Raw genomic sequence first — 13059 nt, forward strand, 5'->3', positions numbered from 1 at the left:
ATTTTGCACGGAATGGGATCTTTGGGCAGCGATATAACGGTGACCGGATGGAAATCCGGTCACCGTGCGCTTGATGCTAGAAGGTGGTGTCCGACGCGCTGCCGACATTGATGTCGCCAAGGGTACGGAAGGTGATCTTGGCACCGATGGACCAGTCGCTGGCGGTCTGGTCTACGCTGTCGCTTTTCGACAGGTAGGAGATGCTGAAGATTGTGCATTCGTCGCTGTAGGAAAGTCCGACGCCACGACGCGTCACATCGTTGTTGTTCAGGTCGTAGCTGACCGTCCCGAAGATCGCCCAGTAGTCCTTGAAGTTGATCTGGGCGCGTGTCTGGATTTCGTCGTTGTCGGAGGTGAAGCCGTATTCGGGCTGCGCCTTGATATGCGTGTAGGTAACCGAGGTCTGGAAGTCGGCATTCGCATATCCGAGCGTCGAGTCACCACGCTTGAACGACATATCCTTGTGATCGAGGCGGTAGGAGCCCGTCAGCGACAAGCCCTGCGGTGTCGATAGAGACGCCATGGCGACATAGTCGGAAACACTGTCTTCGAGGCCAGACTCGGCACCGGCGTTTACAAGGTCCGCCGTATCGAAAGAGTTCTGTCCAGCCAGCTGGTAGGACTGGCCGACAATGCTCGTCAGCTTGTAGCCGCTGTCGAAGCTGCCGGTGTAGCGGATACCGACATTGGCGCGCGTGCCGCCTTCGATACGGTCGAAGCCCGAGAACTTGTCGCGATTGAAGAGGTTGCTGGCGTCGAAGACGAAGCTCTGCGCATCTTCGTTCGGCAGCCTGCCTGCCAGCGTCTCGTTCGGACGAACGTAAAGCTGTGCAATCGGCTCGAACACGTGTGTGCTGTTCGCCGTTGAGACCATGATCGGGTATTTCGCTTCGATCCCGGCCGTCAGCATGCCCTGTGCGGCCGTGCTGCTGTCGTCGTAGTTGCCGGAATAGCTGTAGTTGGTGCCGATCGAATTCGGCGAGTCCATGCCGAGGCCGTAGGCATCGCCACGTGCTGCCATCAACGGGGTGAGGAGGAGACCACCCTGCGTCGCGAAAGTCCGCTGCCACTGCAATTCGGTCGTCAGGCGGCTGGTGTCGCCCTTCAGTCCTTCAAACCGATCCTTGGTCGTCAGGTCGCTGAGGTCGCGCGCAGCCACTTCCTGGCGCGAGATGTTGGTGAAGTTCATCGTCGCCGAAAGTTCGCCGCCGTAAACGGGCTTGGGATCGACATAGTGGTAGTCGATCACCGGGGCAGCGATCGCCTGCTGCTTCTCGCTGTCGCTGTTTTCGGTGGCGTCCTGCACGTCGTAATAGAAGCCGCGCATATCGAAATAATTGCGCTTGCCGAGACCCGTCAAATAGACCTCGTTGGTGTGGGTGCTCTGGTTGAGACCCTCGATGCCGTAGGTACGGGCAAAGTTGTTGTCCGTCTGCGCCATCACATCCCAGCCGAACGTCCAGCGTGGATTGATCTGGAAATCGCCCTTGGAGGCGATCAACGCACGGGTCTTTGATTCCGCGTCGCTTGTGCCTGCAGTGAAGGCATCGGGCTTGTTCTGGTCGATACCGGCAGCCCGGATCGTATAGGTGCCGTTTTCAAGCCGCTGGCGGAATTCGCCTTCGAGCAGGAATCCCTGCGTGGTGTAACCCGTCGCGCTGACGGTTGCGTCCATGCTTGGCGAGATGACGTAGTAATAGGGAACCTTGGCGCCAAAACCAAGGTTTTGCGAGACGCTGAAGGTCGGGAACAGAAAGCCGGACTTGCGCTTGACCGTGTTGTCCGGAACTTCGATCCACGGAATGTAGGCAATCGGCAGGCCGAACAGTTCGAACCGGGCGTGCTCCAGGCGAACCGTATGCGTCACGCCGTTCTGGACGACGCGCTGCGCCTTCACCTGCCACAGCGGTGCCTTGCCGAGCTTGGTGCAGGCGAGGCAGGCCGTGTAGATGCCCTTGGTCAGGATCATCTGCGTACCGCCAACCCGCTCGGCCTTTTCGGAGGCAAGGCGGGTGTTGTCCGGCATTTCGATGCGCAGCGAATCGACGAAGCCATCCGAGAAACTGTCGGTGACGTCCATCTTGTCGCCATACATGCGATTGCCGTCGGGCGTGATGAGCTCGACATTGCCGAGCGCCATCATCCGGCCGGTCTTCTGATTGTAGACGACCTGCTGGGCGACCATCTTGTAGCCGCCATAGTTGATCTGCACCGCGCCGTTAGCGGTGACGACCTGTGTGTCCTTGTTATAGATCAGCTCGTTCGAGGACAGCACCAGCTTCGAATCAGCCGGTACATTGACCTTCGCGGTTTTCATTGGCGAGCCGTCCTGGCCGAATACGGCAGGCGACGTCGCGACGTAGGCACTCAGTGCTGCCAATACGACAGCCGAGAGCTTTCTGATCTGTTTGCGGTTAGTGACCGCCACTAGCCATCCTCCTGATGAAGCAGGATCGTTGCGCCCAAAGCCAAGGCGACGACCACGGGTATCCATGTCGCCACGAAGGGAGGCACAACGCCACTACTTCCGAATGCCTTTACAAGCACGTTGACGACATAAAGCACGAAGCCTGCGAGTATTCCACCCAGAATCACGGAACGTGACTGGTTGAAACGGCTGAATTTTAGAGACACGGTTGCGGCAATGAGAGTCATTGCCACCATGAGGAAGGGTTGTGAAAGCAGGGAGTTAAACTGCGTCTCCAACGCCTTGGTAGATATACCAAAGCTTCGTGCGATCTCAATTCGATTAGAAAGATCATAAAAAGCAATGGTTTCAGGCTGTGCCAGCCGTTGGGACACGAAATCCTGTTTCAAATTCGTACGGACGCGCACCGTAGCCTTGTGCGCAGGGATCTCCCCCGGAGCACGCTCCACAACGCCGGTAAGAAGCCAGTAACCATCTTCCAACTTAGCAGAGTTTGCGTCCTGCCGAAGCACCACGTCGCCCTGTGGATTGAAGTGGATGAAAACCGCGTTCATCAGCGTCATGCCGTTGTCGACAACGGTTTTCGCGCCAATGATGACATCATCGTCGCGGGCGATCTGGCGCAGCCACGGCACGGAGAGCCGGTTGTGATAGGACGGGTCGCCGCGCAGGTCCGCCTCGAGCGCATCCGCCTGCCGCTGGCCGGCTGCCGCGATCGGGTTAAGCACCAGCATTGTCAGCAGCCCGACGATAAACGCGCCGAAAATGAACGGCGCCATGAATTGCCAGACGGAAATGCCGGCGGCGCGGGCAATCACCAGTTCGTAGCGACGATTGAGCGCGATCAGCGTCGTCATGCCGACGAACAGCACGAGAAACGGCATCGTTTGCTGCAGGATGAGCGGCAGGCGGACGGCGGTCATCAGCAGCCCGATGGCGACGGTATAGCCGGGAAGGCCGGAGAGCCTGCCGGCATTTTCGCTGAAATCGGCGAGGAAGACGATGGCCGTCACGCCGACGAAGAACCAGCCGGTGGTGATGGCATAGCGGAGGAAGAAATAGCGGTTCAGGGTGCCGAAAATCATGCGTTGCCTCCGCTCGATTTCCCACCGGATGCCGGCATTTTCGCCTGCGCCCGCAGCCACCATCCGCTGATGCGATTGCGCAAGGTCGTTGGCATGGTCCGCTTCTTCGTGCGTGACAGCAGGAAGATGCAGATCAGGATCGAACCGATGTTGATTGCATAGAGAACGCCGATGAAATAGGGCGCGGCTTCGATCTGGTTGGCGGCATAGAAATCCGCCCAGCGCAGGCCGAATGAGATGGTAAGCGCCGACACCATCGGATGCAGGCGTGCCTCACGATGGGACCGGGCGTCGCCGGCAATGACGAGGGAGATCAGCGCGAAGATCGCCGGCAGCATCCAGTCCGTCAGGCGACGGTGAAGCTCGGCACGGTAGCCTGTCGGTTTCGCCTTGTAGTCGGCATCGTTCGGATCGGGATGCAGAAGGAATGGCAGGCTTCTGTCGCCGGAGCGAAGATTGGCCTGGCCACGGCTCTGGCTAAGATCCGAGAGGTCGAATGAATAGCTGTCGAACTTGATGACCGAGACGTTGCCGTCGACGGTTTTGCGGTGCACTTCGCCGTCATGCATCAGCAGCGACTTGCCGCTCGGATCGACGGCGCCTTCCTTGGCGTAATAGATAAGGTCGAAGGCCGGATCGCGGGAATCGGCGACGAACAGGCCCTTGAGGATACGCCCCGACATCCGCTGGGAGATCTCGACATAGAGGCCGTCTTCGATTCGGCGGAAGTTCTTTTCCTCGATGACCGTGGACAGAAGGTCGGCATAGGCGGCAGCGACCATGTCGCGCGCCGCGACACGCGCCTTTGGCTCAACCATATTGTCGACGGCAAAGGAGAAAATACTGACGGCGACGGCCAGAAGCATGATCGGGCGGATGATCACCATCCGGTTGGCACCCGCAGCCTCCATCACCGTCAATTCCGAATCGGTGTTCATGGCAGTTAGCGTCTGCGTGATGCCGATCACCAGGGCGAAAGGCAGCACGACGGGAATGATCGTTGGCAGGATGAGGGTGGCAAGCGTCGCAAACGACCCCATCGACTGGCCGCTGTCCGTCACCAGATTGATGCGCTGCAACACCTGAGTCGTCCAGATGATGGCAAGCACCGGCAGCAGCGCCACCAGAAACATCAAACCGACACGCCGGGTAATATAGGATTCAAGTAGTTTCATGCCGGCCCTTGATGCGACGCGTCTCCGAAAGCCCTCAGGCCTCGCAGTTCCAATTCCTCTACGCTGTTTGTTATTTTTTTGCGACAAGCGGCACGCGAAAATTTCGTTAATTTCTCGAAATATTTCCATGGTGTGTCGTTTGTGATCGGAGGTGGACGACAGCCGCTTTGCAGACCCGGCAACCACCCCCTTCGCGCTCCAGATTTCCCATGGATATAAAGTGTATGGGTGTGGGGCTTGCTACGACGGGTACGCGCAGTTTGCTGCGAACTAATGCAGGCTTTGTGGCCCTTAAGCTTGTATTCAATGGGGAAACCCTAAATGATCCCACATCAAAGACCCGGCATCGGGCACATCGTGGAGCTGACATGTCTGTGAAATTCGAAATCTCCTTTGCACCCTCGGCACGGCCGACGACGGGACTGGCTGTCCTCCTCCAAGGTATCGGCAGCGAGCGACCGGCCGGCGCGGAGCACGTCGATCCTGCTAACACCGTTGCCAAGGCAACCCGCATCGCCGGCTATTCTGCAAAGTCTCTGAAGACCCTCGATATCGTCGCGCCGGAAGGGTCCTCCGTCGAGAGGATCCTGGTGATAGGGACGGGCAAGCCGGCCGATACCACGCCGCATGACTGGTTGAAGCTCGGCGGCGTCGCTGCAGCGCGCATGAAGAAGGTCGAGACCGTGACGGTTTTCGTCGACAGCCCGGGTGCCGACGTCACCCCGCAGAATGCTGCCGATTTCGCGCTGGGCATGCTGATGCGCGCCTACAGCTTCGATACCTACAAGACCCGCAAGGGCGAAGACGACGAGAAGACCAGCAAGGCAATCAAGGTGACCATCGTCACTGCCAAGGCTGCGCAAGCCGATGTCCTGTTCGGCGATTCGGAAGCGATTGCGGCCGGCGTCAACCTCGCCCGAGACCTGGTCAACGAGCCGCCAAACGTCCTCGGTCCCGTCGAATTCGCCGCCAAGGCCAAGGAGTTGGAAAAGCTCGGCGTGACCGTCGAGATTCTCACCGAGCGCGACATGCGGACGCTTGGCATGGGCGCGCTGCTGGGCGTAGCCCAGGGGTCCGTCCGCCCGCCGCGTCTGGCAATCATGCAGTGGAACGGCGGCAAGCCCGGCGAGGCACCGATCGCCTTCATCGGCAAGGGCGTCGTCTTCGATACCGGCGGCATTTCCATCAAGCCATCGGCCGGGATGGAGGACATGAAGGGCGACATGGGCGGCGCCGCTGCCGTTATCGGCCTGATGCACACGCTGGCGGCACGCGGCGCCAAGGCCAATGTCGTCGGCGTCCTCGGCCTCGTTGAGAACATGCCCGACGGCAACGCCCAGCGCCCCGGCGACATCGTCACGTCCATGTCCGGCCAGACGATCGAGATCATCAATACAGATGCCGAAGGCCGTCTCGTTCTCGGCGATGCCATCTGGTACACAAACGACCGGTTCAAGCCGCAATTCATGGTCAATCTGGCGACGCTCACCGGCGCCATCGTCGTTGCCCTCGGCAGCCAGCATGCAGGCTTGTTTTCCAACGACAACACGCTTGCCGAACGCCTGACGGCCGCCGGTCTTGCCACCAATGAGCGCCTTTGGCGGATGCCGCTCGGCAAGGACTACGACAAGCTGATCGACAGCAAGTTCGCCGACATGAAAAACAGCGGCGGCCGCCAGGCCGGATCGATCACCGCCGCACAATTCATCAAGCGCTTCGTGAAGGACACTCCATGGGCCCATCTCGACATTGCAGCAACGGCCCTCGGCTCGCCGCTCGACGAGATCAACCAGTCCTGGGGTTCAGGCTTTGGCGTCCGCCTGCTCGACGAACTCGTGCGCCGGCACTACGAGCAGTGATCGGTAAAAACGAGATCGCCCGATGACCGAGGTGCTGTTCTATCATCTGACGGAATCAAAGCTCGAGGACGCCCTGCCGCCATTGCTCGACAAAAGCGTCGAGCGTGGCTGGCGGGTGGCGGTGCAAGGTCGCGACCCGGCTCGGCGCGACCTGCTCGACAGCCATTTGTGGACATTCCGCGAGGACAGTTTCCTTCCTCATGGCACCGATGCCGGCGAGGCGCCAGAACACCAGCCGGTGCTGCTGACGCTGTCGCCGGAAAATGTCAACGATGCCAAGGTCCGCTTCTTCGTCGACGGTGCCGAAGCTGAAGAGATCGACGTCTACGACCGCGTCGTCTTCATGTTTGACGGCTACGATCAGTCACAACTGGAAGGTGCCCGGGCCCAGTGGAAAAAGCTGAAAGCCGAGGGCCACAAGCTCACCTACTGGCAGCAGACCCAGGAAGGTCGCTGGGAAAAGAAGGCCTGACCTGAAGATTTAGGTAGTCGAGGCGAGGGGTCACCCGTTCCCGACTACCTTGTCGATGAAAGCTTTCTTCGCGTCCGTATAGGCGGCGCGGTCCCCGGAAAATTTGGCTGCAAGAGAAATCTTAAGATCTTCATACTCAGACGCCAGGGCGGCATTCGTGCGGAGTTTGTCGCGAAACAGCAGGTTTCGCCTCCAATGAAAACCTTGATGTTCTACAATATGCACGAGATGGGTGCGCGTCTGCTGCTTGATACCACGTCCGAAAATATGGTCATCCGGAACGATATCTGCGCCGGCATAATCGTAGCCAATGGATTGCATCGGCTTGATACAGTCACTACCGTCTTCGAAACGACGGATGCCGACGATGATATCGATAACGGGCTTCGCCCTGATGCCCGGTATCGAAGTGCTTCCGAAGTGCTGGATATCGATCGCAAGTGCACCCAGTACAAGCCGGATGCATTCGGCTTCCTCGGCGTAGGCCTTAGGCCATCGGTCGTCGGGCTCCGCGAGCACGACGAGCTTATGTTTGACGCCAAGACCGTAGGCTGATTCTTCATTCCGCTGCATTTTCGACCCCGGAATTAATGCGAACACTACCTCTTATTCAAGCGCCTTCGCACGCATCTGGAACCCGCAGATCAATCGTGGAACGCTTCCACGAACTTGCGCTTGCCGAGCATGAAGGCGTCGGCGACGTGGCGGAGGGGGGCGAGATCGACGTCCGATGTGCCGGCCTTGACGATTTCGGCGAAGCGGCGGTACAGCGACGGGTATTCCGCCTCCGGTTCGGCGAGCTTCAGTTCTTCGTCGACGAAAAGCTTGGCGCCGCCATCGGCCAGCCGCATCGTGCCGGCCTCCGTCTCGACGATGATATCCCAGCTCTGCTTGCCAGTCTGGCGCCAGTCGAATTCAGCGTGCACGGGCACTCCGGTGGCATCCTTGAAGTGCAGGTCGGCAGCGATGGGTGCATCGCGGTTTTCCGGGAACTCCAGGGTTGCGCCGGTGAGGAAGATGGCGCGAGGCAGGATGTGGGTGACGATCGACAGGGCGTTGATGCCGGGATCGAACACGCCGAGGCCGCCGGCCTGCCAGATCCAGTCCTGGTTCGGATGCCAGTGGCGCACGTCTTCCTTCCAGATGACATGCATGCTCTTGATCGTCGTCGCGGCAAGAAAGTCCTTTGCGGCCTCGACGCCCGGTGCGTAGCGCGAATGCCAGCTTGCAAACAACGACACGCCCTTGGCCTTCGCCAGCGCTTCGAGGTCGTGGACTTCGCTCAGTGTCGCGCCCGGTGGCTTCTCGAGAAACACGTGCTTGCCCGCCGTCAGCGCCTTGTAGGCGGCCTCATAGCGGTATTGCGGCGGCATGCACAGCGACACGGCGTTCATCGCAGGAACAGTGGCAATCATCTCGTCGATGGTCGTGAAACTCTGGATGCCGTCGACAGTGCCGTTGCGGCTGGCTGTGGCGATCAGGTTGTAGTCCGCATTGGCCGCGATCGACGGCAGATGCTGGTCGCGGACGATCTTGCCGACGCCGACGATGCCGAGCTGGATGGGGGCGGAGGGATTGGAAGACATGGGCTTGCTCGCGTTCCGGTGTTTCACTCAAAAGTATGATTATTTTTGAGGTGTTTGTATCAGAATGCGGGCCGCGAGCAAGGCCGGGCTTGGTGCGAGTGGCGGCTTAACGGCTCATTTTCAGATCGGCCATGGCAATGACGTTGCCCGGTGCCGCGTCACGCCCGTAGCGAAGCGTGACCACCTTGTAGCCCTCCTTCTCAAGTCTGTTGAGCAGGCCCGGCAGCATGATCGCAGTACGTTGGTGGATATCGTGCATCAGGATGATGCCGCGACCGCGCCGATGCAGCTCCTCCATGGTACGCTCGAGGACGATAGCCGGCTTGACGGTGAAATAATCCTTGCTGTCGATATCGACATCCATGACGATCATGTCGCGCTGGGCAATCGCCGAGCGCAGGCTTTTCGTGTCGGCGAGATAGGGGAAGCGGAAGAAGTTGACATCGGTACCGATGGCCTTCGAGACGGCATTCTCGCCTTTGACGACCTCGGCTATGGCCATGTCGAAGCTCATCCTGGCGAGATCCGGATGGCGGTAGGTATGGCTGCCGATGGCATTGCCGTCGTCGAGAACCTTGCGGGCAATCGCTGGATGGGCGGCGGCCATTTCTCCGACCATCATGAAGGCACCCTTGACGCCGAACTGGTCGAGTGTCGCAAGGATTTTCTCGGTCTTTCCCGGCATCGGGCCATCGTCGAAGGTGAGGATTACTTCCTTGTCGGCAAGCTTGAGGTCGTGCAGGGACGAGACCGTCAGTGTCCGACCGGCAAGATGGTGCCAGTAGCCTCCCCAGGCGGTCGGCTCCATGGCAATGGGATCGTGGGCCTTGAGCGGTGCAGTGACAGTAGCGCCCGGCGCGTAGGAGGTTTTCAGCGACATCTCTGTCGTCGGTTTTGTCGCGCAGCCGGCGAGCATCAGGCTGGCCAGAAGGCCGGCGACAACGGGACGTGAGAACATGGGAATCGCTCAATCAAGGGAGGAATATTGAGACGATATTTTCTGATTATGGTTAACGAGGTGTTGACGAAGGCGGTTCGCCCGCAGATGCCGTCGTGGTCCCGGCGCGCATGTTGGCGACTGTTGCCGATCGGCATCAACGTTGGGTTGATCGCGCGACCGTGAGCCGAGCAATCCGTCCTTTAGACAGGGGACGGAGGCGGGAAAGCAAACAGGCTAAATGAAGGTTGCGCCTGCTTGCCTGGAGGAAATGCGACGCTGGCGGTCACCCCGCCATCGCTGCCTCGTATTCGTCCGAGAGCAACATCCACTGCTCTTCGCTCTTGGCGATCTTGGCCATCAGGTCGGCGCGTTCCTTGACCTTGGCTGCGGCCTTGTCAGGAAACTTGTCGTAGATCTCCTGGTCTTCCAGTTCGCGGTCGAGAGCCTGAATCTGCTTCTGCAGTTTCTGCGTCAAAGCCTCGACATCGTTGATCTTTTTCTTCAGCGGTGCGTTGGCGGCGCGCTTGTCGGCGTTGGCCTTGCGCTGCTCGGCCTTGTTGGCCTTGTCTTCCGGGCTCTTCTTGCCGCCCTTGCCGCCGCGCGATGCAGCAACGATGGTGTTGCGGTAATCCTCGAGGTCGCCGTCATAGTTCATGACGGTGCCGTCCTTGACGAGCCACAGCCTGTCGGCGGTGGCTTCGATCAGATGGCGGTCATGCGAGATCAGGATGACGGCGCCGGAATATTCGTTCAGCGCCTGGATCAGCGCGTTGCGGCTGTCGATATCGAGATGGTTGGTCGGTTCGTCGAGGATCAGCAGGTTCGGCGCGTCGAAGGCGGCAAGCCCCATCAGCAGGCGTGCCTTTTCGCCACCCGACAGATCCTTCGCTGCGGTTTCCATCTTGGCGGTCGCAAGCCCCATCTGGGCAACGCGCGCCCGCACCTTGCCTTCGGTGGCGCCTGGCATGCGGCGACGCACGTGCTCGACGGCCGTCTGCTCGGGAATGAGGTCGTCCAGCTGATGCTGGGCAAAGAAGCCGATCTTCAGGCCGGATGCGGTCTTGACCGAACCCGGTGAGCCAGGAAGACGGCCGGAGATGAATTTGGCAAATGTTGACTTGCCGTTGCCGTTCGAGCCGAGCAGCGCGATGCGGTCGTCGGTGTCGATGCGCAGGGTCAGGTGCTGCAGGATCGGCTTGCCCGGCGCATAGCCTACGGAGCCGCTCTCGATGGCGATGATCGGGGAGGCGGCTTCCTTCTCGGGATCGGGGAACTTGAAGCCCTGGACATTGTCCTCGATGACCGACGAGACGGTGCCCATGCGCTCCAGCGCCTTGACGCGGCTCTGCGCCTGGCGGGCCTTGGAGGCCTTGGCTTTGAAGCGGTCGATGAAGGACTGCAGATGCTTGCGCGCCGCATCGTTCTTGACCTTGGCCTTCGTCTGCAACTCGTTGGCTTCAGCGCGCTGGCGCTCGAACTGGTCGTAGGAGCCGCGATAGAAGGTCAGCTTCTGCTGGTCGAGATGGACGATGGCGTTGACTGCGGTGTTGAGCAGGTCGCGGTCATGGCTGATGATGATCACGGTGTGCGGATAGCGGCTGATATAGTCTTCCAGCCACAGCGTGCCTTCAAGGTCGAGATAGTTGGTCGGCTCGTCCAGCAGCAGCAGGTCTGGCTCGGAAAACAGCACGGCGGCAAGCGCCACGCGCATCCGCCAGCCGCCGGAAAAGCTCGAGGCCGGACGCAGCTGCGCCTCGGCATCGAAGCCGAGACCTGCAAGGATGCTCGCTGCCCGCGATTCCGCCGAATGGGCGCCGATGTCGGCCAGCCGCATGTGGATTTCGCCGATGCGATTAGGATCGGTCGCGGTCTCGGCTTCGGCCAGCAGCGCCTCGCGCTCCTTGTCCGCCTTCAGCACGATTTCCAGCAGGGGCTCTTCCGTACCCGGCGCTTCCTGCGCGACCTGGCCGATGCGGGCATTCTTCGGAATGGAGACGTTGCCCGTCTCGCTTTCCATGTCACCGGTAATGATCTTGAAGAGCGTCGACTTGCCTGCACCGTTCTTGCCGACGAAGCCGGCCTTTATGCCGGCCGGCAGCGCGATGCTTGCCTGGTCGATGAGAAGGCGCCCTGCGATGCGGGCGGAAATGTTGTTGAGCGTGATCATGGGGCGGTTTTGACCGAACTTGCCCTTGAAGGCAAGAGTGTGCGCTGCAATACGGTTCGCGCGACGGCAAACAGTCCGCCGAAGGTTTAAGGGCGCGCGTCGTGGCTGAACAGCTGTATCGGATGGCGGCGGTTGGCTTGCGCGCTGGCAAGTGCCGCCTCGGCGTGGGCCATGAGTTGGGCTGCCGATGGAGCGTCGGTGCTGAGCGCAATGCCGGCAGAGATACTGAGCCGGCCCGGATCGCTTTTGTCAGAGGTTGCATAGACCAGCGTTTCCTCGACTGATGTCCGAAGCCTTGCAGCGATTGCCCGAGCGCCCTCGGTATTCACGTCTGTCACCAGGAAGCAGAAGTCGTCGCCTGTCATGCGAACGACGAGATCGTTCTTCTTGATGCTCTTGCGGAAAAGCCCGCCCAGCTTCTTCAGCAGGTGATTGGCGGCCTGCGGTCCGAACTTGCCGTTGAATGCCCCGAAATCGTCGATGTCTACCATGATCAGCGCAATCCCCTGGGCGCTGTCTTCGTCGTACAACTCTATCAGCCGGTTGATGAGGGCAATCTGGTTGGGCAGCCCGGTGATGCGGTCGGTGGCAACGGCGGTGCGGATTGCCGCGTTGCCCTTTTCCAGCGTGGCGATCCTGTCCATCTGGTCAGTCAACTTTTCCGTCAGCCCGGTCTCGTAGATCATCAGGTTGGTCAGCGAGGCGTTGAGGAAATCCATCTCGGCGGAAAATGCAGCAAGGCTCTGCATCGGGTCTTCGTTGACAGACTGTGTGATCGTTTCGACGGCTTGAACGAAACTCTGCTTGTGCCTCAGGCCCTCGGCCAGTTGCCCGGCGACGTCGCGCAGCATCCGTGCTGTCTCTGACTGGGTATTCTCGGCGACCAGTCCGCAATGGCTGACAAGGCGGTACCTGAGGCCGATCTCGTCGAGCATGGCCTGCGAAGGGTGGCTGCCGAGAAGAGCGATCTCGTTCGATAGGCTGCGGTCGGCGCCGAACAGTGCCTCATGGAAAAGCTGGTAGTTGCGCGGCAACCCGCGGACCTTGAACTTGGCCATGGCGTGGCCAACCTTCTGGAGGTCGACCGGACCGAGCATCGAATTGGCCGAAGTCGCAGCAGCGCCTGGCGTTGGGTGTTTCATCGCTCTGTCCTGCTTGAGGTCGTCCTGCGCCTGGCCGTTTGGGTAATCGCTCTCGATTTGCGGCCTGCCGGGTTAAAACGGCTTTAAGGTAGCCCGGTATGGCGCCGTTTTTCGATAGTATCGGCTGGCGGGGTTAACGGGCGGTTGCAGCCAGGCGACTGTGACGGTCCCGTGAAATTGCCGCATCCCCCTTGTTTTCAGGCGG

10 protein-coding genes are annotated in these 13059 nt (G+C 60.1%); 2 read left to right on the plus strand and 8 right to left on the minus strand.

Annotated features, from left to right (window positions below):
- Positions 1–76: 76 nt before the first annotated feature.
- Genes EQW76_RS15635 through EQW76_RS15645 form a run of 3 tightly spaced genes read right to left on the minus strand, consistent with a single transcriptional unit; the run spans position 77 to position 4688 of the window.
- The gene (locus tag EQW76_RS15635; protein WP_202617155.1) at positions 77–2428 is read right to left on the minus strand and encodes an LPS-assembly protein LptD; all 2352 of its coding nucleotides are present in this window, start codon (positions 2426–2428) and stop codon (positions 77–79) included.
- Entirely contained in the window at positions 2428–3513 is a 1086-nt protein-coding gene (gene lptG, locus EQW76_RS15640) for an LPS export ABC transporter permease LptG (RefSeq protein ID WP_143122967.1), read from the minus strand. The genes EQW76_RS15635 and lptG overlap by 1 nt, the downstream gene beginning before the upstream one ends.
- Positions 3510–4688, minus strand: a complete 1179-nt coding sequence (locus EQW76_RS15645; RefSeq protein WP_142829672.1) for an LptF/LptG family permease — start codon at positions 4686–4688, stop codon at positions 3510–3512. The genes lptG and EQW76_RS15645 overlap by 4 nt, the downstream gene beginning before the upstream one ends.
- A 368-nt stretch (positions 4689–5056) precedes the next feature.
- Here EQW76_RS15645 and EQW76_RS15650 point away from each other — a divergent pair, with 368 nt between their 5' ends.
- Positions 5057–6547, plus strand: a complete 1491-nt coding sequence (locus tag EQW76_RS15650; protein WP_142829670.1) for a leucyl aminopeptidase — start codon at positions 5057–5059, stop codon at positions 6545–6547.
- 22 nt (positions 6548–6569) lie between these two features.
- The gene (locus EQW76_RS15655; protein ID WP_142829669.1) at positions 6570–7019 is read left to right on the plus strand and encodes a DNA polymerase III subunit chi; all 450 of its coding nucleotides are present in this window, start codon (positions 6570–6572) and stop codon (positions 7017–7019) included.
- Positions 7020–7049: 30 nt separating this feature from the next.
- Here EQW76_RS15655 and EQW76_RS15660 read toward each other — a convergent pair whose 3' ends face one another.
- The 5 genes from EQW76_RS15660 to EQW76_RS15680 form a co-directional block, all read right to left on the minus strand.
- Positions 7050–7592: a GrpB family protein gene (locus EQW76_RS15660; RefSeq protein WP_142829667.1), complete on the minus strand. Its 543-nt coding sequence runs from the start codon at positions 7590–7592 to the stop codon at positions 7050–7052.
- A 71-nt stretch (positions 7593–7663) separates the two neighbouring features.
- On the minus strand, positions 7664–8605 hold the full coding sequence (locus EQW76_RS15665) for a Gfo/Idh/MocA family oxidoreductase (RefSeq protein ID WP_142829665.1): 942 nt from the start codon (positions 8603–8605) through the stop codon (positions 7664–7666).
- Between the two features lie 106 nt (positions 8606–8711).
- Positions 8712–9563 (minus strand): polysaccharide deacetylase family protein, encoded by an 852-nt coding sequence (locus tag EQW76_RS15670; RefSeq protein WP_142829663.1) that lies wholly within the window; start codon positions 9561–9563, stop codon positions 8712–8714.
- A gap of 265 nt (positions 9564–9828) precedes the next feature.
- Positions 9829–11712: an ABC-F family ATP-binding cassette domain-containing protein gene (locus EQW76_RS15675; RefSeq protein ID WP_142829661.1), complete on the minus strand. Its 1884-nt coding sequence runs from the start codon at positions 11710–11712 to the stop codon at positions 9829–9831.
- Positions 11713–11798: 86 nt separating this feature from the next.
- Positions 11799–12854, minus strand: a complete 1056-nt coding sequence (locus tag EQW76_RS15680; protein WP_224128267.1) for a GGDEF domain-containing protein — start codon at positions 12852–12854, stop codon at positions 11799–11801.
- Positions 12855–13059: the final 205 nt, after the last annotated feature.

The organism is Rhizobium sp. rho-13.1, assembly GCF_007000305.1.
Lineage (GTDB): Bacteria > Pseudomonadota > Alphaproteobacteria > Rhizobiales > Rhizobiaceae > Rhizobium > Rhizobium rhododendri.

Coding starts and splice junctions, on each gene's coding strand:
- lptG (WP_143122967.1), bottom strand. CDS start 3,513: ATGATTTTCGGCACCCTGAACCGCTATTTCTTCCTCCGCTATGCCATC.
- EQW76_RS15660 (WP_142829667.1), bottom strand. CDS start 7,592: ATGCAGCGGAATGAAGAATCAGCCTACGGTCTTGGCGTCAAACATAAG.
- EQW76_RS15665 (WP_142829665.1), bottom strand. CDS start 8,605: ATGTCTTCCAATCCCTCCGCCCCCATCCAGCTCGGCATCGTCGGCGTC.
- EQW76_RS15680 (WP_224128267.1), bottom strand. CDS start 12,854: ATGAAACACCCAACGCCAGGCGCTGCTGCGACTTCGGCCAATTCGATG.
- EQW76_RS15655 (WP_142829669.1), top strand. CDS start 6,570: ATGACCGAGGTGCTGTTCTATCATCTGACGGAATCAAAGCTCGAGGAC.
- EQW76_RS15670 (WP_142829663.1), bottom strand. CDS start 9,563: ATGTTCTCACGTCCCGTTGTCGCCGGCCTTCTGGCCAGCCTGATGCTC.
- EQW76_RS15675 (WP_142829661.1), bottom strand. CDS start 11,712: ATGATCACGCTCAACAACATTTCCGCCCGCATCGCAGGGCGCCTTCTC.
- EQW76_RS15650 (WP_142829670.1), top strand. CDS start 5,057: ATGTCTGTGAAATTCGAAATCTCCTTTGCACCCTCGGCACGGCCGACG.
- EQW76_RS15645 (WP_142829672.1), bottom strand. CDS start 4,688: ATGAAACTACTTGAATCCTATATTACCCGGCGTGTCGGTTTGATGTTT.